Origin of the sequence: Paraburkholderia phenazinium, assembly GCF_900142845.1 — a bacterium.
GTDB classification, from domain to species: domain Bacteria; phylum Pseudomonadota; class Gammaproteobacteria; order Burkholderiales; family Burkholderiaceae; genus Paraburkholderia; species Paraburkholderia phenazinium_A.
The window spans coordinates 2202935-2226783 of the sequence record NZ_FSRU01000002.1 but is presented as its reverse complement, the minus strand read 5'-3'; the positions used below and the strand labels follow the sequence as shown (position 1 = coordinate 2226783).

Annotated in this window: 19 protein-coding genes and 1 tRNA gene; 5 read left to right on the top strand and 15 right to left on the bottom strand. The window is 65.0% G+C overall.

Going from position 1 to position 23849, the window contains the following annotated elements; translation table 11 throughout:
* Positions 1-126 precede the first annotated feature (126 nt).
* Entirely contained in the window at positions 127-1188 is a 1062-nt protein-coding gene (locus BUS12_RS26900; RefSeq protein ID WP_074300436.1) for a saccharopine dehydrogenase family protein, read from the top strand.
* 48 nt (positions 1189-1236) lie between these two features.
* On the opposite strand, the gene BUS12_RS26895 is transcribed toward BUS12_RS26900, so the two are convergent.
* On the bottom strand, positions 1237-2055 hold the full coding sequence (locus BUS12_RS26895) for a hypothetical protein (protein WP_074300435.1): 819 nt from the start codon (positions 2053-2055) through the stop codon (positions 1237-1239).
* Between the two features lie 621 nt (positions 2056-2676).
* Between BUS12_RS26895 and BUS12_RS26890 the strand changes: the two genes are divergently transcribed.
* From BUS12_RS26890 to BUS12_RS26880, 3 genes are all read left to right on the top strand, one after another.
* Entirely contained in the window at positions 2677-3024 is a 348-nt protein-coding gene (locus BUS12_RS26890; protein ID WP_074300434.1) for a BMA_0021/BMA_0022 family TOMM bacteriocin, read from the top strand.
* A 23-nt stretch (positions 3025-3047) separates the two neighbouring features.
* Entirely contained in the window at positions 3048-3401 is a 354-nt protein-coding gene (locus BUS12_RS26885; RefSeq protein WP_074300433.1) for a BMA_0021/BMA_0022 family TOMM bacteriocin, read from the top strand.
* 171 nt (positions 3402-3572) lie between these two features.
* Entirely contained in the window at positions 3573-5810 is a 2238-nt protein-coding gene (locus BUS12_RS26880; RefSeq protein ID WP_074300432.1) for a TOMM precursor leader peptide-binding protein, read from the top strand.
* A 55-nt stretch (positions 5811-5865) separates the two neighbouring features.
* Here the strand turns inward: BUS12_RS26880 and BUS12_RS26875 are convergent.
* The 5 genes from BUS12_RS26875 to pepN all read right to left on the bottom strand — a co-directional run bounded on the left by BUS12_RS26875 (position 5866) and on the right by pepN (position 10772).
* Positions 5866-5941, bottom strand: a tRNA-Thr gene (locus tag BUS12_RS26875).
* Between the two features lie 54 nt (positions 5942-5995).
* Positions 5996-7012 (bottom strand): class 1 fructose-bisphosphatase, encoded by a 1017-nt coding sequence (locus BUS12_RS26870; protein WP_074300431.1) that lies wholly within the window; start codon positions 7010-7012, stop codon positions 5996-5998.
* A gap of 121 nt (positions 7013-7133) precedes the next feature.
* Entirely contained in the window at positions 7134-7589 is a 456-nt protein-coding gene (locus BUS12_RS26865) for a HigA family addiction module antitoxin (RefSeq protein ID WP_074300430.1), read from the bottom strand.
* 17 nt (positions 7590-7606) lie between these two features.
* Entirely contained in the window at positions 7607-7888 is a 282-nt protein-coding gene (locus BUS12_RS26860) for a type II toxin-antitoxin system RelE/ParE family toxin (RefSeq protein ID WP_074300429.1), read from the bottom strand.
* A gap of 181 nt (positions 7889-8069) precedes the next feature.
* Positions 8070-10772, bottom strand: coding sequence for an aminopeptidase N (gene pepN / locus BUS12_RS26855; RefSeq protein ID WP_074300428.1), 2703 nt, complete (start codon positions 10770-10772; stop codon positions 8070-8072).
* 181 nt (positions 10773-10953) lie between these two features.
* Between pepN and BUS12_RS26850 the strand changes: the two genes are divergently transcribed.
* Positions 10954-11643 (top strand): DUF4136 domain-containing protein, encoded by a 690-nt coding sequence (locus tag BUS12_RS26850; protein WP_074300427.1) that lies wholly within the window; start codon positions 10954-10956, stop codon positions 11641-11643.
* A gap of 19 nt (positions 11644-11662) precedes the next feature.
* Here BUS12_RS26850 and guaD read toward each other — a convergent pair whose 3' ends face one another.
* The 9 genes from guaD to BUS12_RS26805 form a co-directional block, all read right to left on the bottom strand.
* Positions 11663-13018, bottom strand: coding sequence for a guanine deaminase (gene guaD / locus BUS12_RS26845; protein ID WP_143788469.1), 1356 nt, complete (start codon positions 13016-13018; stop codon positions 11663-11665).
* A gap of 124 nt (positions 13019-13142) precedes the next feature.
* A complete protein-coding gene (locus tag BUS12_RS26840) occupies positions 13143-14177 on the bottom strand; it encodes an adenosine deaminase (protein ID WP_074300426.1) in 1035 nt (344 codons plus the stop codon).
* A 72-nt stretch (positions 14178-14249) separates the two neighbouring features.
* Positions 14250-15257, bottom strand: coding sequence for a xanthine dehydrogenase accessory protein XdhC (xdhC, locus tag BUS12_RS26835; RefSeq protein ID WP_074300425.1), 1008 nt, complete (start codon positions 15255-15257; stop codon positions 14250-14252).
* Positions 15242-17716 carry a xanthine dehydrogenase molybdopterin binding subunit gene (gene xdhB, locus BUS12_RS26830; RefSeq protein ID WP_171991722.1) on the bottom strand — a complete coding sequence of 825 codons (2475 nt, stop codon included), beginning with the start codon at positions 17714-17716 and terminating at the stop codon, positions 15242-15244. Before xdhB ends, xdhC begins: the two co-directional genes overlap by 16 nt.
* Positions 17716-19260, bottom strand: a complete 1545-nt coding sequence (gene xdhA, locus BUS12_RS26825) for a xanthine dehydrogenase small subunit (protein WP_074301726.1) — start codon at positions 19258-19260, stop codon at positions 17716-17718. The genes xdhB and xdhA overlap by 1 nt, the downstream gene beginning before the upstream one ends.
* 405 nt (positions 19261-19665) lie before the next feature.
* The gene (locus BUS12_RS26820; RefSeq protein ID WP_074300424.1) at positions 19666-20175 is read right to left on the bottom strand and encodes a disulfide bond formation protein B; all 510 of its coding nucleotides are present in this window, start codon (positions 20173-20175) and stop codon (positions 19666-19668) included.
* An 88-nt stretch (positions 20176-20263) separates the two neighbouring features.
* Positions 20264-21643, bottom strand: a complete 1380-nt coding sequence (locus BUS12_RS26815) for an amidase (protein ID WP_074300423.1) — start codon at positions 21641-21643, stop codon at positions 20264-20266.
* Positions 21644-21676: 33 nt separating this feature from the next.
* Positions 21677-22354, bottom strand: a complete 678-nt coding sequence (locus tag BUS12_RS26810; RefSeq protein WP_074300422.1) for a GntR family transcriptional regulator — start codon at positions 22352-22354, stop codon at positions 21677-21679.
* Between the two features lie 123 nt (positions 22355-22477).
* Positions 22478-23845, bottom strand: coding sequence for an MFS transporter (locus BUS12_RS26805; protein ID WP_074300421.1), 1368 nt, complete (start codon positions 23843-23845; stop codon positions 22478-22480).
* Positions 23846-23849: the final 4 nt, after the last annotated feature.

Below are 23849 nucleotides of genomic sequence, written 5' to 3'. Positions count from 1 at the left end.
AAAGATTGGTCATGCCGAAACACTCGCTTCGATCATAGCACTCGCCGGTTGACGGCGCTACAGATCTGTATTATAAAACATACCGGTCTGTAGCGTTAATCAATCAATCCAGGAGCGGAGACAAGCATGAACGATCGAATTACGGTTGCGGTTTACGGGGCCACGGGTCACACGGGCAAGTTTGTTGTGGCGGAGCTGGAGCGGCGTGGCATTGGCGTGGTCCGGATAGGGCGCGATGCGGCGCGCCTGCGGGAAGGCGGCGCTGGCGATTCGGCTCCATGGCGCGTCGCAGTCATCGACGACCCCAGGCAACTCGACGCGGCGATTCATGGTACGGACGCCGTCATCAACTGCGCCGGACCTTTCCTCGATACCGCGTTGCCGATCGTCGATGCCGCGTTGCGCGCGGGGATTCCTTATCTCGACGTGATGGCGGAACAGGCTGCGCTGCAGGAACTGATCGAGCAACGCGACACGAACGCGCGCGCGGCCGGGGTGAGGCTCATCCCCGCAGCGGCGTTCTATGGTGGACTCGCCGATCTGCTCGTCACGGCAATCGCAGACGAAGACAAGCCGCTCGACAGGGTCGACATCGCGATCGGCCTCGACAGTTGGCATCCCACCCCCGGCACGCGTCTGACCGGCGCCCGCAATCGCGCGACGCGGCTCATCCAGCAGGCGGGGCGACTCGCGCCTGTTCCGCAGCCTGCGCCGGAAGGCGTGTGGTCGTTCCCGTCGCCGCTCGGCAGCATGGACGTCGTGATGCTGCCTTTTACCGAAGTGCTCACCGTTTCGCGTCATTTGCGCATTGACACGCTCGAGTCCTGGCTTGCGCTCTCGGCCCTGCGCGACATTCGCGATCCCAACACACCGACGCCCCATCCTCAGGACGAGCAGGGTCGCTCGGCTCAGCAATTTATCGTGGACGTTGTGATCGAACAAAGCGGAACGACGCGCCGTGCCACGGCAATTGGTCGCGATATCTATGCGGTCAGCGCACCGATCGTGGTGGAGGCGACTGAGCGTCTGCTGCAGGGCAAGGTTGCAGCGGGCGGCGGCGTCTCGAGTCTTGGCGACCTGTTCGATGCGCGGGACTTTCTTGCCGCGCTCGAGACGGTGACGGTGTCCTACGACGCTTCGTCGAGGCTGCCGTTCAGCAGGAGAGTCGAGCCCGGGCCGGCACGATGAAGGCGCGCGACTTCGGTTGCGTCAATGTTTGCTCGTGGAGCGCCGGGCTTATCGGCGAAAGTCCATTGCCCGGCTGCTTCCGTCAAATGCATTTCCGCCGAAGGTGTTCCCGCTTAAAGAACCGGAGCCGGACGCGTTCGAATCGAACGCACCTGAGTTGAAGCTGGGACCGCTGTTGATGGCGTCGATTGAATTCGGGTCCGGGAGGCGCCGGTCGGCATGGTGAACGAACGCGCCGTCAGGGGCTGCCGCGACCTTCCTGTCCGGATTGTCGTGAGTCAGCAGCGGCGCGCTACCGTACACGTAGCCTTGATTCAATTGCACCATGACGCCGATTCCTGGATTGCAGCCGAAACCCACGGCGATGCTTTCGTCCGTGAACGCGCCGCCGCTGCCGATGCCTGTTGCGACAGCCCCTCCGACACGCACCGCGTCGCACTGATTCGCCGCAAACACGACGGCGTCGCTCGGGATCGCCACGTCGACAAGCTCCGCCCCGCCGACCAGCACGCTCACGAGCTTGCCCGCAGCCAGGGTTCCGTTTTGCACCAGCCCGGTCTTGATGAAGTCGACCTGGAGCGCGAAGCCTGTCAAATGGCTTGCTTCGTGCGGCAGCGGGACTTTGTAGGGCGCGAGGCGGGGACCGTCGTCGATACCCGCAAAACTCCCGCCGCTCACGCTGATTCGCATGCCAACGCCGGCGAGGTTGGTGCGATAGACGCCGGCGAAATCAGTCACGGGAATCGCCGCCATGACGAAGCGCGCCTCGCGCGTGTTCGACGTGCCGCTACAGGCGAACGGAATATTTTGCGGCGCCGCGACGCGTACCGAGCCGAGCGTCGCACCCAGAGGCAAGCTCGGCGACACGGCGATATTCGCGGACGGCAGCGTGAGATCCAGAGGCAGGTTGATACCGTTGGAGACGCAGTCGGCATACGCGGATTGGGCACCACTGCAGACAAGAGCGGCAAGGACTGACAGGCATCGAAATAATCGAGCGCAAAGCCGGACGTGTACTTGCATTGCTTTCACCTGGCGCCCCCGCCTGAGTTTCATTCTGAGGCGATTGTACGGATCGCGAGCGGCGTCGAGGACGTTGGCTCCTTACCGAATCTAACGACTCTGCAACATGCGGGTTCGCCGCCAGATTTCGCCGCTTTTTTGCACACTTGACCCAACTATTTCGACGCCTTGCATGCACCTGGTATGAAGAGTAGGATCGGTTGCGCTCAACGCGTCAGTGACTCGTATTGACGTTTTGCGCAAGTCCGGCGCGCTGCACTGTTGCTGAAGCACTCCCCATTCCAGTGCGGCTCCGGGCTGGTCATCGCGAGGTCATGATCGCCGCCTGATCTGCGCCTGTTGTCGTTTCGGCGCATGGCCAGGCTCCGCACCAGGAACACATCGCGCAATGTTTGCGCCGATCTGCGCAGTCCGTTTCGTTCAGGCAATTTCAGCAGGAAACCATCATCCCTCTGGAGAGCGTCAATGAGTGAGCTAGGCAGCAGGATTCCAACCTACGAGCAGTTCCTTGAATACCGCGCCGTCGTCATCCAGGCGATTGCCGCCGCGTGGCACGACCCGGCCTTCCTCGAGTACCTGAAAGACAGCCCCAGGCAGGCACTGTTCGATCGCTTCGGGTACAAGTATCCGTTCAGCCTCGACCTCAAGGTGCGTACCGGCAGCGCCGCGTGGACGCCGGCGAGAACGGGTGGCTGGACGACACAACAGAACGACACGCTCCAGTTGGTCCTGCCTCCGGCACCCGCGCAGCAAGAGCAGCGTGCCGCGGCACTCGCGGCCTACAACACGGAACACATCCACATCCTCGATTGAACTGAATAACTACGGAGTCCGATATGGCGCTCAACAATGCTGTTCCGTCGTTCGAGTCGATGCTCGAGTTTCAGGAAGTCTATCTGCGCGCAATTGCGCTCTCGTGGGAGGACGCTGAATTCAAGGGCGCGCTGCTGAAAAACCCTCTCGAAGCACTGGGCCGCTACTTTCACTACACCTGCCCTTGGCTGATCGACCTCAAGGTGGTCGAAGCACCGGAAGGCGCTGGGTGGGACGCAGGAAAACAAAGCTGGTCGCTGCCGAACAATGTCATGAGCTTCGGCGTGCCGGTGCGCCCTTCGGCGGGTAGCGAAGAAGCGATTGCGCTGGCCGCCTACAACGATGCAGGCCCGGCCTATCTGTTCACCTGCTGCTGAGCCGCGGTGACCCGGCTAACCCGCGATCGATTGCCTCGTCGCAGGTAATCCGTGAAGGGCATGGGCGCACTGACATGTGCGCCCATGCTCGCTGAATGCGGTGCCGCGGTTCGGTGCGGCCATGTTCCCGGTATTTCCCTTTCCCGCTTTTCCCCTCCGATCGATCACGTCATGCTCGGCGATTTCTCCCGTGTGCTGCGCTTCAAATCCCATCTGCTTGTACTCGATGCAGGCCCCGAAACGCTGTTCGTGGTGGACGAGTTCAGGCGATCGGTACTCGCGGGCGCGCTCTACGTCCGGATCGCCGCGTGCATGCGCGAGCAGATGACGATCGCGCAAACGCTGGCGACGCTGTCGGAAACGTTCTCCGAATGGCAGGTGCTTGCCGCGCTCGATCACCTGGTGAGCAAGGGCTACGTCAGCATCGATCTTGCCGACGAACGCGACGCGGCGCGTGGCTTTTTCGAGCGTATCGGGATCGATGCGCGGACGGCTTGCGAGCGTATCGATCGCCAGCGTGTCGAGGTACGCGCATTCGGTGTCGATGCGCGCGCCCAGATTCGCGCATTCGAGGCAAGCGGCATGGAGGTGAGCGGCGAGGCGCCGCTGGTCGTCGCCTTGACCGACTCATACGAGCGGGATGAGCTTGCCGAACTCGCGGTACAAGTGCTTGCGCGCGACGGCATGCTGCTCGTCGTGATGCCCTACGGTGTGCAACCGCTGGTCGGCCCGCTGTTGGCCGGACCCAACGACGGACATGATGGCCCGTGCATCGAATGTGTCCGATACTGGATCGGCCTGAATCAACCCGTACAAGCCGTCCTCGCCCGGCATCACGGGGATGCGGCGAGGCGCCTCGCGCCCGCGCATACGTCGGCCGGCGTGAACGCCGTGTGCGCATTCGTCGCCGCGCTGGTCGAGCAGATCACGGTGAGCGAGGCGCGTCGCGACACCGCGCGCGGGCAGATTCTGTCGCTACGGCTCGATACGTCGATGGTGGCCGCGCATCGTGTCGTCAAACGTCCTCAGTGCCATTGCTGCGGCAATCCGCACTGGATGCGGCAGCAGGCCGCGCGCGCGCCGTCGCTGACGGACAGTACGTCCATTGCGCAGCGCGAGTCGGGCTTCCGGTCGGCCGATCCCCGGCAAGTCTGGCAACGCTATCAGCATTTGATATCGCCGGTTAGCGGCGCAATCGCCTATCTGCATCCGATGCCCAAGCGTCATGTGGGCCTGCGCCATGTCTATGCGGCCGGTTATCTGGTCCGTCCGGCCGGCACGCCGCGCACCAACCGCTTCGACCGGATTTGCTCGGGTAAGGGCCGCACCGACGAACAGGCGCGCGTCAGCGCACTCTGCGAGACGCTGGAGCGTTTCAGCGGCGTGTATCAAGGCGATGAGGCGACGGTCCGCGCAAGCATGAACGAACTGCGAGCCGATCCTGAATATTTCGGATTGCCAATCGATATCAACGATCTTCAGCAGTTCAGCGAGCGTCAATTCGCGCGGCGCGAGCAGGACAATCCGCTGACCGACGACGTCCGCAAGCAGGTTCCCCTGCCGTTTCCGCCGGATGTCGCAATCGACTGGACGCCGGCATGGTCGCTGACCACAGGGGCACGCCGCTGCGTGCCGTTGAGCTACTGCTATGCCGAAACACCCGAGTCCGCGCAAGGGCTGTTCTTTTGCGTGCACAATCCGAACGGCAGCGCCGCCGGCGCCTGCCTGGAGGAAGCGATTCTGCAAGGCTTGCTGGAATTGATCGAGCGCGACGCGACCGCGATCTGGTGGTACAACCAGGTCGCGCGCCCCGGCATCGACCTGGCGAGCTTTGGCGATGCCTACTTCGATTCGCTCGTGCGGGAGTACGCGTCGTTCGGCTGGCGTCTATGGGCCCTCGACATCACGCACGATCTCGGCATTCCCGTCGTGGTCGCTCTCGCCGAGGAGCCGGAGACGGGGCGCTTCTCGATCGGGTTCGGCTGCCATCTCGACAGCCGCATCGCCGTGCAGCGCGCCCTCACCGAGGTCAATCAACTGCTCGACCTCGCGGCGGATGCGCCGAGCCCGTGGGACGCAGCGAAACTCACCTCGAAGCAGTTTCTCTATCCGGCCGAGACGTTAGCTGTGGCCGACGCATCGAATTGGCCGCGCCTCGAATTCCAGAGCCTGAAAGAGGCCATCGAGCATTGCAAGGCGCGGCTCGCCGCTGCCGGCATGGAACTGCTGGTGGTCGACAAGACCCGCCCCGACATCGGCCTGCCGGTGGTACAGGCCATTGTGCCGGGGCTTTGTCATTTCTGGCCGCGCTTTGGCGCGCCTCGTCTTTATTCGGTGCCGGTCAAGCAGGGGTGGCTCACGCATCCTCGGGATGAAGAAGCGTTGAATGGCGCGCTGCTCTTTCTTTGACAGCCAGAAAGCAAAAAGCCCAGTCGCGATGACTGGGCTAAGTGCTTGAATCTGTTGGTGCCGGAAAGAGGAATCGAACCCCCGACCTTCGCATTACGAATGCGCTGCTCTACCGTCTGAGCTATTCCGGCATCAGGAGAACCGAGATTATAGGGACTTCATTGGCGCTTTGGCAAGCCCCTGACTCAATTTTTTGTTTCGCGATGGTAGCGGGTGACGCGATCCACCTCGTTCTTCGAGCCGAGGAACACCGCCACGCGCTCGTGCAGGCTCTTCGGGACGATATCCAGAATGCGTTTCTCGCCATTGGTCGCGGCGCCGCCCGCCTGTTCGACGATGAACGCCATGGGATTGGCCTCGTACATCAGGCGCAGCTTGCCCGGCTTGTCCGGCGTGCGCTTGTCGGCCGGGTACATGAAGATGCCGCCGCGGTTCAGGATACGGTGCACGTCGGCAACCATCGAGGCGATCCAGCGCATATTGAAGTCGGCCTGACGCGGGCCGTCCTGGCCGGCCTTCAGCTCGCCGACATACTGTTCGACGGGCGGGTACCAGTGGCGCTCGTTCGACGCGTTGATGGCAAATTCGCGCGTTTCGACCGGAATGCTCATGTCGCTCTGCGTGAGCACCCACGAACCCAGTTCTCGGTCCAGCGTAAAACAGTTCACGCCGTTGCCGGTGGTGAGCACCAGCACGGTTTGCGGACCGTAGACGGCGTAGCCGGCGGCAACCTGCTGGGTGCCCGGTTGCAGGAACGACTGTTCGGTCGGCTGCTGACCGTCCGGGCACCGCAGCACGGAGAAGATGGTGCCGATCGACACGTTCACGTCGATATTCGACGAGCCGTCCAGCGGATCGAACACCAGCAGATATTCACCCTTCGGATAGTTGGCCGGAATCGGCGAGAACTTCTCCATTTCTTCGGACGCCATGCCGGCGAGGTTGCCGCCCCATTCGTTCGCTTCGAGCAGGATGTCGTTGGACAGGATGTCGAGCTTCTTCTGCACCTCGCCCTGAACGTTCTCGCTGCCCGCGGTGCCGAGCGCATCGCCCAGTGCGCCCTTGCTGACGTGGTAGCTGATCGCCTTGCACGCCCGCGCAACGACTTCGATCAGGAGCCGCAGATCCGCCGGCAGGTTATTGGTCTCACGCTGCTGCTCGATCAGGTACTTCGTAAGAGTGGTACGACGTTGCAAAGCCATTGCAGTACTCCGATAAGGCGAAGGAATAGTGCGATTTTAACCGCTCGCTGTGACTTTCCCGCGCTTTTGAGACGGAATGTGCACGCTACCTCGGCTCATTCCAGCGCATTCCGGCGCAGTCTCAGGGCTTGCGCCGAGGTTTGACCGCAGCCACGCTGCTGGCGACCTTTCTAGCCAGAGCGGTAGCGCTTGCGCGAGCGCGCGGCGTTCCGGGCAGCTTCGGGCGCCGCGCTCTGGCGAGCGGTTCGATCTCGTTGGCGATCTGCTCGCCGGCTGCTGCGGTGGCGATACGCAGGTCGTAGTCGATCTGCAGGTTGAGCCAGAACTGCGCGCTCGCACCGAAATAGCGGCTGAGGCGCAGTGCCGTGTCTGCCGAGATGGCGCGCTTGCCGAGCATGATGTCGTTGATGCGCGGCGTAGGCACATGCAGGGCCTTTGCCAGTGCGTTGACCGACATGCCGAGCGGGTCGAGGAATTCGCCGCGCAGGATCTCTCCCGGATGGACCGGCGCAATCCGCTCGCCGGTGTCGATGTCCGAAAAGTCGATGCTGTCCAGCTCGGAGCGTTTGATGACCATAGTGGTCTCCCAATCAATCAGTGATAATCGACGATCTCGACATTCAGCGCCTCGCCGCCCACGAAGTGGAAGCAGATACGCCACTGCGCATTAATGCGGATGCTCCATTGCCCACTGCGTTGCCCTTGCAGCGCCTCCAGCCGATTGCCGGGTGGCGTGTACAGGTCTTCGACCGATGACGCGGTATCGATCATGACCAGCTTGCGAAACGCCATGTGCTGGATCTGCGTGGGCAGCGACCGGACGAAGCTGCCGCTAAACAAGAGTGCCGTAGCCTTGTTGCCAAATGTTGTGATCATGGGAATGATATAACGCGATGCGTTAAGCGTAAACCGTTAATTGAATGTGTTTACTTTCACCCCTGCGAGCCAACAAGAACAGTCGTCCGGATGGCTAATTAATTCCTACGACTCATTCTTACGGGCGAAAAAAAGCCGGCAACACGTGCCGGCTTTTTCCTACGCGAATGCGCCTGCGAGATCAGGCCAGGGCCTTCTCCACGACCTCCCGTACATCGCGCGACTTCGCTTGCGCGGCGACCTTTTCCAGCGCCGCATGCATGCCGTCGCGCAACCTGGGGGTAAAGCGCCGCCACAGTTCAAGCGAGCGGGCCAGACGCGCGGCGACCTGCGGATTCAGCGCGTCGAGCGCGATGACCTGCTCGGCCCAGAACGCATAGCCCGAACCGTCTTCGGCGTGGAACTGCGCCGGGTTGGCTATGCAGAAGCTGAAAATCAGCGAGCGGGCGCGGTTCGGGTTCTTCAGATTAAAGGCCGGATGGGTCATCAGCTTGCGCACGGTGTCGATCACCGGCCGCTGTGCGCTGCCGCGCTGGGTGGCCTGCAGGGCGAACCACTTGTCGATGACGAGCGGCTCCTGCTCGAAGCGGCGATAGAAGTCGGCCAATGCGTCTTGCGCCTGCGTGCCGCCGCCTGCTGCCGCCGCATTGAGCAGGGCGGATAGCGCTGCCGAGCGATCGGTCATGTTATTGGCCGCGGCGTACTGCGCCGAAGCGAGCCGCACGGCCTCGGCGGGATCGTCCAGTTCGGCGAGGTAGGAGAGCGCGAGGTTCTTCAGCGCGCGATGACCGCTGGCCTTCGACGTCGCCTCATACACACCCGGTGCATGGTGTTGCTCGTACACCGCGAGCCATTCGCTCCTGAGGGCGGTGGCGAGGCGCTGGCGTACGAACTGGCGGGCGGTATGAACGGCGGCGGGGTTCGACTCGGCCATCTGCTCGGCCAGGTACGCTTCGGACGGCAGGATCAGCGCCAGCTCACGGAACGCCGGCGAGAGCGACTCGTCGCTCAGCACGCGCGCAAACGCGGCGACGACCGAATCGTCCAGTTGCAGCGGCACGCCGGTCGCGGCCCGCCCGGTCAGCGCGAGCAGCTCACGTGTTGCGAGCCGTTGACCGGCTTCCCAGCGGTTGAACGGATCGCTGTCGTGAGCGAGCAGGAAGGCCAGTTCCTCGGCGGTGTAGTCGTATTCGACGATCACCGGCGCCGAGAAATTGCGCAGCAGCGAAGGCAGCGGCTTCTCGGCGACATCCACGAATGTGAACGTCTGCGTGGTCTCCGTCAGTTCGAGCACGCGCGTGGTGGCCGGTGTGGCGCTCGCTTCGCCCTCCAGCCGCAGCGGCAGATCGGCGCCGTCCTTGCCGATCAGACCGATGGCGAACGGGATCAGCAGCGCGCCCTTTTGCGTTTCGCGAGCAGCCGGTGCGGCGTCGCCGTAACCCTGCGTGAGCGTCACGCGATAGCTGCGCTGGGCGGCGTCGTACGCGGTCTTGACGGCCACGCGCGGCGTGCCCGCCTGGCTGTACCAGCGCTCGTATTGCGTGAGGTCGCGGCCGTTGGCGTCCGCCATCGCATGACGGAAGTCGTCGCAGGTCACCGCCTGACCATCGTGGCGCTTGAAGTACAGGTCCATGCCCTTGCGGAAGCCGTCGCGGCCAAACAGCGTCTGATACATTCGCACGACTTCCGCGCCTTTCTCGTAGACGGTCATCGTGTAGAAGTTGTTGATCTCGACGTAGCTTTCCGGGCGCACCGGATGCGCCATCGGACCGGCGTCCTCGGCGAACTGCATCTGGCGCAGCACCCGCACGTCCTCGATCCGCTTGGTGGCGCGCGCGGCTTCGTCGCTGGCGCCGCTCTGGCCGCCTGCCATGTCGGCGGAGAACTCCTGGTCGCGGAACACCGTCAGGCCTTCCTTCAGGCTCAACTGGAACCAGTCGCGGCAGGTCACGCGGTTGCCGGTCCAGTTGTGGAAATACTCGTGGCCGACCACGGCTTCGATGTTGGCGAAGTCGGTATCGCTCGCGGTTTCGGGGTTCGCCAGCACGTACTTCGTGTTGAAGATGTTGAGCCCCTTGTTCTCCATTGCGCCCATGTTGAAGTCGCTCACGGCGACGATCATGAAGCGGTCCAGATCCAGTTCGAGCCCGAAGCGCTCCTCGTCCCAGCGGATCGAATGGATCAGCGAGTCCATGGCGTGACGCGTCTTGTCGAGGTCGTGCGGTTCGACCCACACCTGCAGCAGTTTTTCCTTGCCCGAGCCGCTCTTCACGCGCTCTTCGACGCACACCAGCTTGCCCGCGACCAGCGCGAACAGATAGCAGGGCTTGCGAAACGGATCTTCCCAGCGGGCGAAGTGACGGCCGTCCGGCAGGTCGCCTTCTTCGAGCAGGTTGCCGTTCGACAGCAGCACCGGGTACGCGGCCTTGTCCGCGCGCAGCGTGACCGTATACGTCGCCATCACGTCCGGCCGGTCGAGGAAGTAGGTGATGCCGTGAAAGCCCTCCGCTTCACATTGGGTGAAGAAGTTGCCGCTGGACACGTACAAGCCGGAGAGCGTAGTGTTTTCAATGGGTTTGCAGAGGCTGACGAGCGTCAGCTCGAAGGCTTCCGGCACGTTCTCGACCGTCAGGCCGTGTTCGTTCGGGCGCACGGCGGCGTACGGCGCGCCGTCGATGGCTGCGCTAACGAATTCGAGGCGCTCGCCCAGCAGTTCGAGATGTGCGGCACGGGTGGCGTCGGGGTTGCGGCGCACGCGCATCGTATTCTTGACGACTGTGCGTTCGGCAACGAGATCGAATTCGAGTGCAACGGTATCGATCAGAAAGGCGGGCGGCGCATAGTCTGCGCGGCGGATGACAGGGGGCGTAGCGGTATCAGCCATGGCACTTTGTAAGAATAGGGTCTCAAGCCGGCCGCGCACCCAGTGCGCACCGGTATACCGAGCCATTGTACAAAGCCCGGGCGCGCTCTGCGCGCCGAACTTTTTGCCTTGGGGCCAGGTCAGCGTATGATCGGGCCGCCGCGCGTGCGTGCGGCGATTAAACGTAAGGACGAGGAAGACCATGAAATCAGATCGTTGGACCCGGCGCGCCATGCTGATGCTGGCGGCGTTGACGGCAGTGCTCTCCGGCTGCACCAGCTATGTGACGACCCAGGTGACGGCCTTCTCCGACTGGAGCGGCAACGACGCGAGCCGCACCTATGCGTTCACGCGCGGCCCTACGCAGCAGAACAGCCTGGAGCAGCAAACCTATGAAGTGCTGGTGGCCAATGAACTGGCCACGCGCGCGTTCCGCCAGGTCGATGCGCAGCAGGCTCACTACCTGGTGGGCCTCTCCTACGGCAGCAAGACGGAGACGATGAGCGTCACCCAGCCGGTGTTCTACAGCAGCCCGTGGCCCGGGCCTTACTGGGGCCGTCCGCTCGACCCGTGGGGGCCGTTCGGCGCGTTCCCGCCGGCCTATGTGAGCCAGTCGTACCCGGTATTTACGCATACGCTTGGCATCCGCATCGTCGAGCGTGCGACCGGCAAGGAGGTCTACAACGTGATGGCGCGCAATGCAGGCGACGAGCCGTCGCTGGTGCGGGCCATGCCGTATCTGGCGCGTAGCGCGCTGGCGGACTTCCCGCTCGGCAACGGCGCCGTGCGTACGGTCAAGCTGCCGGTGGACAAGAACGCCGGGATCTCGAACGAGGCGGCCGGCGCGCCGGCGCCCGCTTCGCCGGCTTCCGCGCCGGTGGTGGTGCAGTAACGGTTCTGGCCTGAGGGCGTTACGCCGCGATCTTCGTCCCGCGCGCCGCATGTTGACGCGCTGCGTCGCGCTTGTGTACCCGCTTGCCGGCTGCGTAGGTTTCGAAGATGGCGCGGTCGTCGCCGAGCAGGGCGAAGGCAAACAGCAGTTCTTCAAGCGACCCGGTGCGCGCCGTGCGGCGCGCGAGCAGCGGCGTAGCCTGCGGATCGAGCACGACGAAATCCGCCTCCGACTTCGGCGCGAGCGTGCCCACCTTGTCCGCCAGGTCGAGCGCTTCGGCCGCACCTGCGGTAGCGAGCCAGAACATGCGCGTGGCCGTCAGATGATGGCCGGTGAGGCGCGCCACCTTGTGCGCTTCGTTCATGGTCTGCAGCATCGAGAACGAGGTGCCGCCGCCGACGTCGGTGGCGAGTGCGATCGGCATTCCGGCTTCGTCGGCCTTGTCGAAATCGAACAGGCCGCTGCCGAGGAACAGGTTCGAGGTCGGGCAGTGCGAGGCCACCGTGCCGGTCTGCGCCATCCGCTTGCGGTCTTCCTGATCGAGGTAGATGCAATGGCCGTACACGGCGCGGGCGCGCAGCAGGCCATAGTGATCGTAGATGTCCAGATAGCTGCGGTGACCGGGGAACAGGTCCGCTACCCACTTCACTTCGTCGGTGTTCTCCGCGACATGGCTCTGGATGAAGATGTCCGGATGCTGGCGCGCCAGCACGCCGCAGGCTTCGAGTTGCGCTTCGGTCGAGGTCGGCGCGAAGCGCGGCGTGAGCGCATACATCTGGCGTCCGCGGTTGTGCCAGCGGCCGATCAGCTCGGCGCTGTCGTCGTAGCCGGACTGCGCGGTGTCGCGCAGGAACTCGGGGCAGTTGCGGTCCATCAGCACCTTGCCGGCCACCATGCGCAGGTTGCGCGCTTCGCTCTCGGTGAACAGCGCATCCGCCGATTCCTTATGCACCGTGCAATACACCAGCGCCGTGGTCGTGCCGCAGGCCAGCAGTTCCTCGACGAAGAAGCTCGCGGTGTCCTGCGCATAGGCCGGGTCGGTGAAGCGGCGCTCGGTCGGGAACGTGTAGGTGTCGAGCCACGGCAGCAGACCGGGCGCCGGCGAGGCGATCATGTCCGTCTGCGGATAGTGGATGTGCGTGTCGATGAAGCCCGGCACGATCAGCTTGTCGCGCAGGTCCTGCACCGGCGTGCCGGGCGCGAGTTGCGACGCGAGCGCGGCATACGCGCCGGTCGCGACGACGTGGCCGTCTGCGACGATCAGCAGGCCGTCTTCGTGGAAGACCGCCGCGTTGGAGGATTGCGCCGGGTCGCCGTTGAACGTCAGCAGTTGCGCGCGGAATGCGGTTTGGACCGCTTGAGCCGAGTGAGTCATGAGGAAAACTGTCTCCGTTATATGAGCAATAAGCGTGTAGAGGGGACGCAGGCGACGGCGCTTGAACGACACTGAATGCGCCGCCCCTGCTGGTCAATCGCAACCGCGCCAGTCGGTTCGTGTTTCAGCCGTGCCAGTGCGCGTCGAGCTTCGCGATCAAGGCGTCGCGTTCGGCAGGCGTGACGAACGCGGCCTCGAAGCTGTTGCGGATGATGGTGTAGACCTCGGCGTCGGTGAGCTTGAGCGCCTCGATGGTGGCGAGGTAGTTCGCGTTGACGTAGCCGCCGAAGTAAGCCGGATCGTCGGAATTCACAGTGACGGCGACGCCCTTGTCGAGCAGCGCCTTCAACGTGTGTTTCGTCAGGTCGTCGAATACGCACAGCTTCAGGTTCGACAGCGGGCACACGGTCAACGCGACGCGGGTGTCGGCCAGACGCGTGACGAGCGCCGGGTCTTCGATGCTGCGCACGCCGTGATCGACACGATCCACTTTCAGCAGATCGAGCGCTTCGTAGATGTACGACGGCGGGCCTTCTTCGCCCGCATGCGCGACGAGCTTCAGCCCCTTGGCACGCGCCTTCGCGAACACGCGCTCGAACTTCGACGGCGGATGGCCGCGCTCCGACGAATCGAGGCCCACGCCGATCAGCCGATGCGGGTACTGGTCGAACAAAGGCAACGCCTCTTCGAAGGTTGCGAGCGCATCCTCTTCGGACAGATGGCGCAGGAAGCACAGGATCAGCTTGCTCGTCAGGCCGCGCTTTTCGGCGTCGGCCAGCGCGCGCTCGATACCCGCCACGACGGTGGCGATCGATACGCCGCGCTCGGTATGCGTTTGCGGATCGAAGAAAATTTCGGTGTGCGTGACGTTGTCCGCGAGCGAGCGCTCGACGTAGGCCATCGTCATGTCGTAGAAGTCCTGCTCATGCAGCAGGACGCTGGCGCCGGCGTAGTAGATGTCGAGGAACGACTGCAAGTCGGTAAACGCATACGCGGCGCGCAGCGCCTCGATCGAGTCGTAGGCGAGCTTCACGCCGTTGCGCTCTGCAAGCGCGAAGATCAGTTCGGGTTCCAGCGAGCCTTCGATATGGATATGCAGCTCGGCCTTCGGCGCGGCTGCCACCTTGTCGGCGAGAGTGAGGGTGGTCGTCGTATTCATGTTCGTTGGTTTAATGAGGTGATTCGGGATGAGTCGAGCCGTGCCGGATGCGTGCGGCCGAACGTTGCCCCATCATGCTGCCTGGGTGGCGTGAGCGTTCGCTTCGACCGCCTGCAACACCTGCGCGGCCGCGGAGATCGCAATGATCTCCGGCGACTTGTCGACGATGCCGTCCACGCCGAGCGGGCATTTCATCCGCGCCACCAGCGCAGGATCGAGGCCGCGCGCGGCGAGCCGGTGCTCGAACTGCTTGCGCTTGCTGTGCGAGCCGATCATGCCGAAGAACGCGAAGTCGCCGCGCCGCAAGATGCGCTCGGCGAGGTCGAGATCGAGCGCGTGGTTGTGCGTCATCACAATGAAGTACGTGTGCGGCGCAGCCTGGTCGATGGCCTCGTCGGGCGCGTCGTTCGGATCGATCGTCACGTTCGACGCCTGCAGCAATTCGGGCGGCGGAAACTGCGCATCGCGCTCGTCGACCCAACGTACGTGGCACGGCAGCGTGCCCAGCACGCGTACCAGCGCCGCGCCCACATGACCGGCGCCGAACAGCACGACGGCGAAGTCGCGCGGCGCGACGGTTTCGGTGAGCAGCGAACTGCTCTCGTCGAAACCGGCGCCGTCCCACAGCAGACAGTCGGCGCTTTCGACGCCCGGTTCCGGCTCGGACAGCATCACCGCATCCGGTGCGGGGCCGAATGATACGCTACGCACCGTCGAAAGACCTGCCGCCACGCGCTTCGCGAGCGAGCTGATCCAGCCGAGATCGCCGACGTCCAGCCGTTCGAACGCCAGCACCACCGCGCCGCCGCAGCATTGGCCAAGACTCGGGCCGAGCGCGAAGCGTTCGAGCCGGCGCAGATGCGGCACGCGCATGCCTTCCTTGAGGACCTGGCGCGCGGTTTCGATGGCTTTCCATTCGAGGTGGCCGCCGCCGATCGTATGGCGCGCCGAATCGCGCGTGACGATCATCTTCGTGCCGGCCTCGCGGGGCGCCGAACCCTCGACGCGCGCGACCGTCACCAGCACGGCGGCGTCGCCGTGAGTGAGCAGTTGTTGCAGATCGGTTAGCCAGGCTTGCATCCGGTGGTGCTCCGTCCATGGCCGCACGGGGTGTCCGTATGGCCGGTTACGCATGGCGCTGCGCGTTCGTGTCGCGCGGCGCGTGAAGAATCAGGTGGCGGTGTCGCTGCCGGCGGCACCATTGCCTCCAGCGCGTCGAGAATCGCCTCGGGCGTCGCCGGGGCGCGCAACGGCGGTGCATGGTTCGCTTCGGGCGCTGCCGCCGCAATCGCGTCGCGAATCGCGAGGAACACCGAGAACGGCAGCAGCAACGGCGGCTCGCCGACCGCCTTCGAGCGGAACACCGTCGGCTCGGCATTCTCGTTGCGATAGAGCTGCACGTGGAACGCCGCCGGGGTGTCGCTCACGGCCGGAATCTTGTACGTCGACGGCGCGTGCGTCATGAGTCGACCTTCGCGGTTCCACCAGAGTTCCTCAGTGGTGAGCCAGCCCATCCCCTGGATGAAGCCGCCTTCTACCTGACCGATGTCGATGGCCGGGTTGATCGACTGCCCGGCGTCGTGCAGCACGTCGGCGCGCACGAGCTTCCATTCGCCGGTCAGCGTGTCGATCACCACTTCCGATACCGCCGCACCATACGCAAAATAGTAAAACGGATGCCCGGTCAGCGTCTTGGCGTCCCAGTGCACCTTGGGCGTCGTATAGAAGCCGTCGGACCACAGCTGCACGCGGGCCAGATACGCGGCGTTAACGAGTTGTGCGAAGGGCATCGCCGCGCCGTTGGCGTGCACCATGCTGTCCCTGAACTGCACCGTCTCGGGTTCGCCGCCGAGTTCTCTGGCGGCCAGCGCGGCCAGCCGGTCGCGGATCGTACGCGCCGCGGCTTCGGCCGCCTTGCCGTTCAGATCGCTGCCGGTCGAGGCGGCCGTCGCGGACGTGTTGGCGACCTTGGAGGTGTCCGTCGCTGTCGAGCGCACGCGCGAGAGCGGCACGCCGAGTTCGTTCGCCACCACCTGGGCCACCTTCGTGTTCAAGCCCTGGCCCATCTCGGTGCCGCCGTGATTGACGAGGATCGAACCGTCCTTGTAGACATGCACCAGCGCACCGGCCTGATTGAGGAACGGTACGTTGAACGAAATGCCGAACTTCACCGGCGAGAAGGCGATGCCGCGTTTGAGCACCGGACTCGCCGCGTTATACGCCGCCAGCGCCGCGCGGCGCGCGCGATAGTCGCTGCTGGCGAGCAGTTCGTCGGTGAGCGGCGCGATCACGTTGTCTTCGACCCGCTGGCCATACGGCGTCACGTCGCGCTCGCCCACGCCGTAGTAGTTGGCGAGCCGTACCTCGAGCGGATCGCGCTTCAGTTGCCGCGCGATGCTGTCGAGCATCACTTCCATCACGAGTGCGCCCTGCGGGCCGCCGAAGCCGCGAAACGCGGTGTTCGACTGCGTATTGGTCTTGCAGCACAACGCGACGATCTCGACGTCGGACAGGTAATACGCGTTGTCGAAGTGGCACACGGCCCGCGTGGCCACGGCGCCGGACAGGTCCGCCGAATAGCCCGCGCGCAGCGCGATCTCGACGCGCGCGCCGAGAATGCGGCCGGTTTCGTCGAAGCCTGCTGCGTATTCGTAGACGGCGTCGTGTCGCTTGCCGGTGATCATGAAATCGTCGTCGCGGTCGGCGCGCACTTTCACCGGGCGCTGCAGTCGTTGGGCTGCGAGCGCTGCGATACAGGCAAACAGCGCCGACTGCGATTCCTTGCCGCCGAAGCCGCCGCCCATGCGACGGCATTCGCAGACCACGCCATGTGCCGGCCAGCCGAGCATATGCGCGACCACCTGCTGCATTTCGCTCGGATGCTGGGTCGAACTGTAGACGAGCATGCCGTTCATCTCTTTGGGGATCGCATAGGCGACCTGACCTTCGAGATAGAACTGTTCCTGACCGCCGACTTCGAACGTCCCCTCGATCCGGTGCGGCGCGGCGGCGATTTTAGCGGCGGGCTCGCCGCGTTTCAGATGCAGCGGCGGCAGGACGAACTGCTTCCTCGCCTTGGCTTCGGCCGGCGTCAACACGACTTCCAACGGTTCGTAGCGGACCACGTCGTCGCTTTTCGCGAGCGCAGCGGCGCGGCGCGCCAGTTCGTGGCTCTCGGCGATCACCGCGAACACCGGTTGACCGAGATACAGCACTTCGCCGTCGGCCAGAATCGGATCGTCGTGCAGCACCGGGCCGCAGTTGTTTTCACCGGGGATGTCGGCCGCGGACAGCACCGCGATCACGCCCGGCGCCTTGCGTACCGCGGCGAGGTCGAGCGACACGATGCGCGCATGCGCATGGCGCGCCAGTCCGAGCGCGGCATGCAGCGTGCCGTGCAGTTCCGGCAGATCGTCGGTATAGGTGGCTTCGCCGCTCACATGCAGCGCAGCGGATTCATGCGGCAAGGAGGTGCCGATCGCGGCGGTTTGCTCGCGGTCCGCGGCATGTTTGATGAAAGCGTCGGTTTGCTTGTTCATCACGACGACTCCTGCGCGGCCGCCGCGCCCATCACGCCGGCCTCGGATGCGAAGGCATTCACGTCGAGCAGGGCGAGCGGTGCGTTATCGCGCGTTTCCATCTGGAAGCGCCGCAGCAGATTGCGCGCCACCTTCAAGCGATAGACGCTCGACGCCCGCATGTCGCTGAGCGGCTGATAGTCGGCGGCGAGCGCGTCCATTGCGCGCTGGGTCGTCGCGTCATCCCAGACCGCACCGGTCAGGGCGGCTTCCGCGTGGGCGGCGCGCTTCGGCGTTGCCGCCATGCCGCCGAAGGCAACGCGCGCTTCGACGATCGCGCCGTCCGCGACGCGCAGCGCGAAGGCGGCGCACACCGCCGAGATATCCTGATCGTACCGCTTCGAGACCTTGTAGGTGCGAAAGCGCAGATCGGGCGCCGGACGCGGCACGCGGATCGCCGCGACGAATTCGCCGGCGGCGAGTGCGGTCTTCTGATAGCCGAGGTAAAACGCCTCCAGCGGTAGCGTGCGGGTTTTGGCGTCGTGCCGCAGCACGACTTCGGCGCCGAGCGCGAGCAGCGCCGGCATCGAATCGCCGATTGGCGAGCCGTTCGCGACATTGCCGCCGAGCGTGCCCGCATTGCGGATCGGCAGCGAGGCGAAGCGGGTCCAGAGTTCGGCGAGTTCGGGGTAATCCACGGCGAGCGCGGCGTAGGCGTCTTCCAGCGTGACCGCCGCGCCGATCGTCAGCGTTTGCGCATCGCGCTCGATGCGCTTCAGTTCGGCCACGTTGCCGAGATACAGGATCTCGCCGAGGTCGCGAAACTGTTTGGTGACCCACAGGCCGACATCCGTGCTGCCGGCGAGAATGCGAGCCAGCGGATGCTGCGCGCGCAAGGTGGCGAAGGCCTGCAGCGTCACCGGTGCGTAGAAAGCTGGTGTGCCGAAAGCGGCGCCGCGCACGTCGGGCGCGAGGTATTCGAAGGTGTTCTTGCGTTGCAGCGGCTCGAGCGCCTCGGCGACGGCGGCGCGATCGAACGGCACGCGCGGGTATTGGCCGTAGTCGAACATCTTCTGCGCCGCCTCGACGATTGGCCGGTAGCCGGTGCAGCGGCACAGATTGCCGGACAAGGCGGTATTGATTTCGTCGCGCGTAGGAAGTCCGGCGGCAGCGGGCTGGTTTTCGTACAGCGCCCACATCGACATCACAAAGCCGGGCGTGCAGAAGCCGCATTGCGAGCCGTGACAGTCGACCATGGCCTGCTGCACGGGATGCAGCGCGCCGTCTGCCGCGCGCAGGTCCTCGACACTGAAGAGCGCCCGGCCGTCGAGCGTAGGTAGAAACTGGATGCAGGCGTTGACGGCTTTGAGCGTCAGGCCGCCGTCGACGTCGAGTTCGCCGACCACAACCGTGCAGGCGCCGCAATCGCCTTCCGCGCAACCTTCCTTGGTGCCCGTGCAATGCAGGTCCTCGCGCAGGTGCTGCAGCACGGTGCGCGTCGCCGGCACGCCCTGAACCTCACGGACGGCCCCACGGTGATAGAAACGGATGGTTTGCGTTGTCATGGCGAATCCGAAAGACATTGCGGACCGGGCGCGCGTTACGCAGGGGGTCGTACCGTAGCCGGCCTCGCGCACGTAGATCGCCATCCATATCCGACGATAGCACTACCTTGTCCCGAAAATATTTCCCCTGGGTGATGCGGGTTATTCGCGGGTGGTCATGAGCGTCGGGCGCGACGCGGGTTGCGGCGCGGCGGCGAGGGCGGGCGGTTGGGCCGGAAAGCCAGGCGGAGCCGGGCGCAGCGGCCGCCGCGTGGGGCGCTGAGAGGCGCCGATCAGGTGCCGATGGGCGGAAATCGAGGCTGGAAGGGGGTAAAAGGGGCCGAGCCGGCGCCCAGGTGTTTACGACGACGCGCGCTTTGGCGGCGTGTCGCGACCCGGCGGGGAGCCGGGTTCATAGCTTATTTTTCAGGCAATCCGGCGGCGATTGCGGATCAGGCTCAGCGCCAGCGGCACATACGCCACGAAGAAGGCGAGCAGCGACCACTGCGGCAGCGAAAGGCCGAAAATCGGCGGATACGCGGTCTCGCACAAGCCGGCGACCTTGAACACGCCCGGCAGCCAGTGAGCCGGCGGCAGGCTGTCGACCACCGGTTGCAGCGCGTCGAAGCCGCAACTGAAACCCGGGTTCGCCTGCACGTAGACATGACGTGCCGCCGTCACGATGCCGGCCAGCGCCGAGATGGCGGCCAGCACTTCAAGCAGCCGCACGCCGCGCCAGGTATTGAAACGCGCGCCGAGGAACGCAAAGATCGCAATCAGCAGAAAGAAGTAACGCTGCAGAATGCACAGCGGGCAAGGGTCTTCGTGCAGGCCGTATTGCAGGTACAGCGCGCCGGCGACCAGCGCCACGCAGATCAGGCCAAGCAGAACCAGCAGGGTGCGCTCGCGGCGCAGCATCGCGTTGTCGTTATTCATGGATCGTGTGGCTGTCGAAAATCCAAAGGGGCGGGTGCCCGCGATTCTAGCGCGAACACCGCCCCTTTGTTTTTCGTCTGATGGATCGCTAACGGATCGTGTTGAGCACCGCTTCGGCGGCGCGGCCGATCGCCAGCAGCGCGTCGTCGCCGTGCGGCGCGCCCGCCAGCATCAGCCCGACCGGGGCGTCGCCGCGCCGGTGGCAGGGCAGCGAGAGCGCGCAGGTATCGAGGAAGTTAAACGCGCTCGGATTGCGCAGGATCAACGCGTTGGTGCGGGTGAAGGCATCGTCGTCCTGAACGAGGTCGGCTACGCGCGGCGGCACCACCGGCACCGTGGGCGCGACGATCGCGTCGAAGCGTTGCCACAGCGTGCTGCGGGCCGCGTCCAGCAGCGCGGTGCGTTCGGCCACCAGGTCGAGATAGTCGGCGGCGCTGGCCGGCTGCCCCTTCAGTATGCGCAGCAGCACGCGCGGGTCGTACTGCTCGCGGTGCTTGTTCAGCAGCGGCCGGTGCCACGCATACGCTTCGATCGACGGAAAGCCGAAGCGGTTGATCTCCGGCAAGCGGTCGAGCGGCGCAAAGCGCACTTCGCTGACAATCGCGCCGGCGGCTTCCAGATGCTTGAGCGCCGTGTCGAGGGCGGCGGCCACCGCCGGCTCTACGCCATCCGTCACATAGTTGGTCAGCACGCCGAGGCGCACGCCTTCGAGCGGGCGAACCGCCGGAATGCGCGGCTCGAGGCCCGCCAGCATGCGGTCGACCAGCGCGCAGCACGCCACCGAGACGCCGATCGGCCCGAACGAATCGAGCGTCGCCGAGAGCGGCACGCCGCCGTGCTTCGGGATGCGATCGGCGGTGGGCTTGAAGCCGGTCAGGCCGCACAGCGCCGCCGGGATGCGGATCGAGCCGCCGGTGTCGGTGCCGAGCGCGATCGCTGCCATGCCGTCCGCCACGGAGGCCGCCGCACCCGAGGACGAGCCGCCGGACACCCGCTCGTCGCCCTTCACGTCGCGGCGATAGGGCGACAGCGGATGGCCGTAGTGCGGGTTCAGGCCGAGCCCGGAGAACGCGAACTCGCTCATGTTGGTGCGCCCGACGATCACCGCGCCGGCCCGCTTGAGGCGAGCCACCGTGACTGCATCGGCGGTGGCGGGCGGCGCATCGGCCAGCACGGTCGAACCGGCGCGGGTCACCTGGCCTTCGATGTCGAACAGGTCCTTCACCGACACCGGGATGCCCGCCAGCGGCGACAGCACCGTGCCGGCGGCGCGCAGCCGGTCGTGGCCGTCGGCGGCGGCGCGGGCGCTGTCGGCATCCACGTGCATGAAGACGGTCGAGCCCTGGCCGGCCGGATCGGCGATGCGTTCGAGCGCGGTTTCGACGAGCTTGCGGCTGGTGGTGCGGCCCGCGGCCAGATCGGCGGCAAGCTGGGCGAGCGGCGGGAAGGGCGTGAATTCAGTGGCCATGGTCGTTCGGGTCCGGTTAGAGGCGATTGACGGTTAAATCCGGTTGAAGAGAGTCGCGCGAAACGCTTCGATATGGCGCTGCACCGACTGGCGGGCGCCCTCGGCATCGCGCTCGCGCAGCAAGCGAAACAGTTCGAGATGTTCCTCGTGGACATCTTCGAGATGGTGCGGCTCGGACAGCGAGATAAACCAGAAACGCAGCGACCGTTCATGCAGGCCGCGCAGGATGTCGGCGAGTACCGGATTGCGCGAGGCCGCCGAAATGGCCAGATGGAACTCGCGGTCGATCTCCATCATGCCTTCCACGTCGTGCGCGGCGACGCACACCTTCGAGCGCTCGAGCAGCGCTTCCATCGCGGCGTAGTCGTGCGCCTGGGCGTGGCGCGCCGCCAGTTCGACGCAATGGCCTTCGTTGATCAGGCGGACGTCGATGATGGCGAGGACGTCGTCGAGCGAGACCGGCCGCACCATGATGCCCTTGCGCGGCATGATGGTGAGCATGCCTTCGTGGACGAGCCGGTGCAGCGCCTGATGCACGGGCGTGCGGCCGATGCCGGTCAGCGTCATCAGTTCGGCTTCGTTGAGCACTTCGCTCGGACGCAAACGCATCGTGATGATTTCGCGCTTGACGAATTCATAGGCCTGTTCGGCGAGGCTCGCGCCGTTTTGCCGGGCGGCCCTGGGAGCGTGGGAAGTTTGCGAAAGCGTCATGAACAGGAAGTGCGGACGGGGTCGGGGGCCAAGGTGAAACTCATTCGCACGCATTGTAGAACAAGGCTTCACGCCGCCGGCCTGAGGCTGGCGGCGCACCCTCAGGCGACCCGAAGCGCGCCATCAGGCCAGCTCCGCCACGCCGTGCGGCACCTTGACCCGCGGCATCATCAGCGTCACCAGACCGCCGACAATCAGCGCGCCGGCGATCAGCACAAGGCCGAAGGTCACGCTATGGGTGGCGTCCTTGACGACGCCGAGCACATACGGGCTCACATAGCCGGCGAGATTCGCGATCGAATTGATCACGGCGATGCCGGCCACGGCGGCGCTGCCTTGCAGGAACGTGGTGGACATCGACCAGAAGATGCCGAAGCCGGCCAGGATGCCGATGTAGGCAATCGACAGCCCCGTCACCGCCAGCGGGATCGAGTTTGTGACCGAGGCGCTGCCCAGCAACCCCACCGCGCCGATGAAGCAGCACACGGCATAGTGCCAGCGCCGCTCGCCGGTGATGTCCGATGAGCGGCCGATCAGGATCATGCCGATCCCCGCCGCCAGATACGGGATCGCGGTGACGAAGCCGTTGCTCACCAGATTCGTCACGCCGAGATCCTTGACGATCTGCGGCAGCCAGAACGAGAAGCCCGCGTTGCCGGTGACGAGGCAGAAGTAGATCAGCGTCAGCAGCCAGAAGCGTCCCGACGCGAGTGCCGCGCGCAGGCTATGTTCGGCGCCGGCCGTGGCGGCGGCGGTGTTTTCGCGGGCCAGCCGGGTGAGGACCACGCGCTTTTCGTCATCGCTGAGCCAGGCGGCTTCGGCAGGGGTGTTGCGCAGCACCGCGAGCGCCCAGAAGCCGGCGAGGATCGAGGGAATGCCTTCGATCAGGAACATCCACTGCCAGCCGCGCAGCCCGTGGGCGTCGTGTAGCGCCGACATCAGAAAGCCCGAGAGCGGCGCACCGATGATCCCGGCCACCGGAATCGCCGCCATGAACACGGCGACCATGCGGGCACGCCGGTCCGACGGAAACCAGAACGTCAGGTACAGCACCACGCCCGGCACCAGTCCGGCTTCGGCCACGCCGAGAAAAAAGCGCAGTACGTAGAACATCGTCTCCGAGCGCACGAACATCATCACGCACGACAGCGCGCCCCACAGCATCGTGATGCGGGCGATCGTCGCGCGCGCGCCGAACTTCTTCAGCAGCAGGTTGCTCGGCACTTCGAAGACGAAATAGCCGAAGAAGAAGATGCCTGCGCCAAGCCCGTAGGCCGTGTTCGACAGACCGAGATCGCCGGTGAACTGCAGTTTCGCGTAGCCGATATTGACGCGGTCCAGATACGACAGCACGTAGACCAGGAACAGGAACGGCATGATGCGCCAGGTGATCTTGCGCAGCGCGGCGGCTTCGAGGGCGGCGTCGGGCGCCGCGCTCGAGCCGGCGGCTTGAGCGGCGGGCGGCGTGGCTGAAGACGGAACGGGGTTCATGGGC

Bases quoted from the DNA above. Each gene is read 5' to 3' on its own strand.
- BUS12_RS26900 (WP_074300436.1), top strand. From the start codon at position 127: ATGAACGATCGAATTACGGTTGCGGTTTACGGGGCCACGGGTCACACG.
- BUS12_RS26865 (WP_074300430.1), bottom strand. From the start codon at position 7,589: ATGGTCATCAAACGCTCCGAGCTGGACAGCATCGACTTTTCGGACATC.
- BUS12_RS26820 (WP_074300424.1), bottom strand. From the start codon at position 20,175: ATGAATAACGACAACGCGATGCTGCGCCGCGAGCGCACCCTGCTGGTT.
- BUS12_RS26850 (WP_074300427.1), top strand. From the start codon at position 10,954: ATGAAATCAGATCGTTGGACCCGGCGCGCCATGCTGATGCTGGCGGCG.
- pepN (WP_074300428.1), bottom strand. From the start codon at position 10,772: ATGGCTGATACCGCTACGCCCCCTGTCATCCGCCGCGCAGACTATGCG.
- BUS12_RS26890 (WP_074300434.1), top strand. From the start codon at position 2,677: ATGAGTGAGCTAGGCAGCAGGATTCCAACCTACGAGCAGTTCCTTGAA.
- BUS12_RS26860 (WP_074300429.1), bottom strand. From the start codon at position 7,888: ATGATCACAACATTTGGCAACAAGGCTACGGCACTCTTGTTTAGCGGC.
- BUS12_RS26880 (WP_074300432.1), top strand. From the start codon at position 3,573: ATGCTCGGCGATTTCTCCCGTGTGCTGCGCTTCAAATCCCATCTGCTT.
- BUS12_RS26870 (WP_074300431.1), bottom strand. From the start codon at position 7,012: ATGGCTTTGCAACGTCGTACCACTCTTACGAAGTACCTGATCGAGCAG.
- BUS12_RS26805 (WP_074300421.1), bottom strand. From the start codon at position 23,845: ATGAACCCCGTTCCGTCTTCAGCCACGCCGCCCGCCGCTCAAGCCGCC.
- BUS12_RS26885 (WP_074300433.1), top strand. From the start codon at position 3,048: ATGGCGCTCAACAATGCTGTTCCGTCGTTCGAGTCGATGCTCGAGTTT.
- xdhB (WP_171991722.1), bottom strand. From the start codon at position 17,716: ATGAACAAGCAAACCGACGCTTTCATCAAACATGCCGCGGACCGCGAG.
- xdhA (WP_074301726.1), bottom strand. From the start codon at position 19,260: ATGACAACGCAAACCATCCGTTTCTATCACCGTGGGGCCGTCCGTGAG.
- BUS12_RS26840 (WP_074300426.1), bottom strand. From the start codon at position 14,177: ATGAATACGACGACCACCCTCACTCTCGCCGACAAGGTGGCAGCCGCG.
- BUS12_RS26815 (WP_074300423.1), bottom strand. From the start codon at position 21,643: ATGGCCACTGAATTCACGCCCTTCCCGCCGCTCGCCCAGCTTGCCGCC.
- BUS12_RS26810 (WP_074300422.1), bottom strand. From the start codon at position 22,354: ATGACGCTTTCGCAAACTTCCCACGCTCCCAGGGCCGCCCGGCAAAAC.
- guaD (WP_143788469.1), bottom strand. From the start codon at position 13,018: ATGACTCACTCGGCTCAAGCGGTCCAAACCGCATTCCGCGCGCAACTG.
- xdhC (WP_074300425.1), bottom strand. From the start codon at position 15,257: ATGCAAGCCTGGCTAACCGATCTGCAACAACTGCTCACTCACGGCGAC.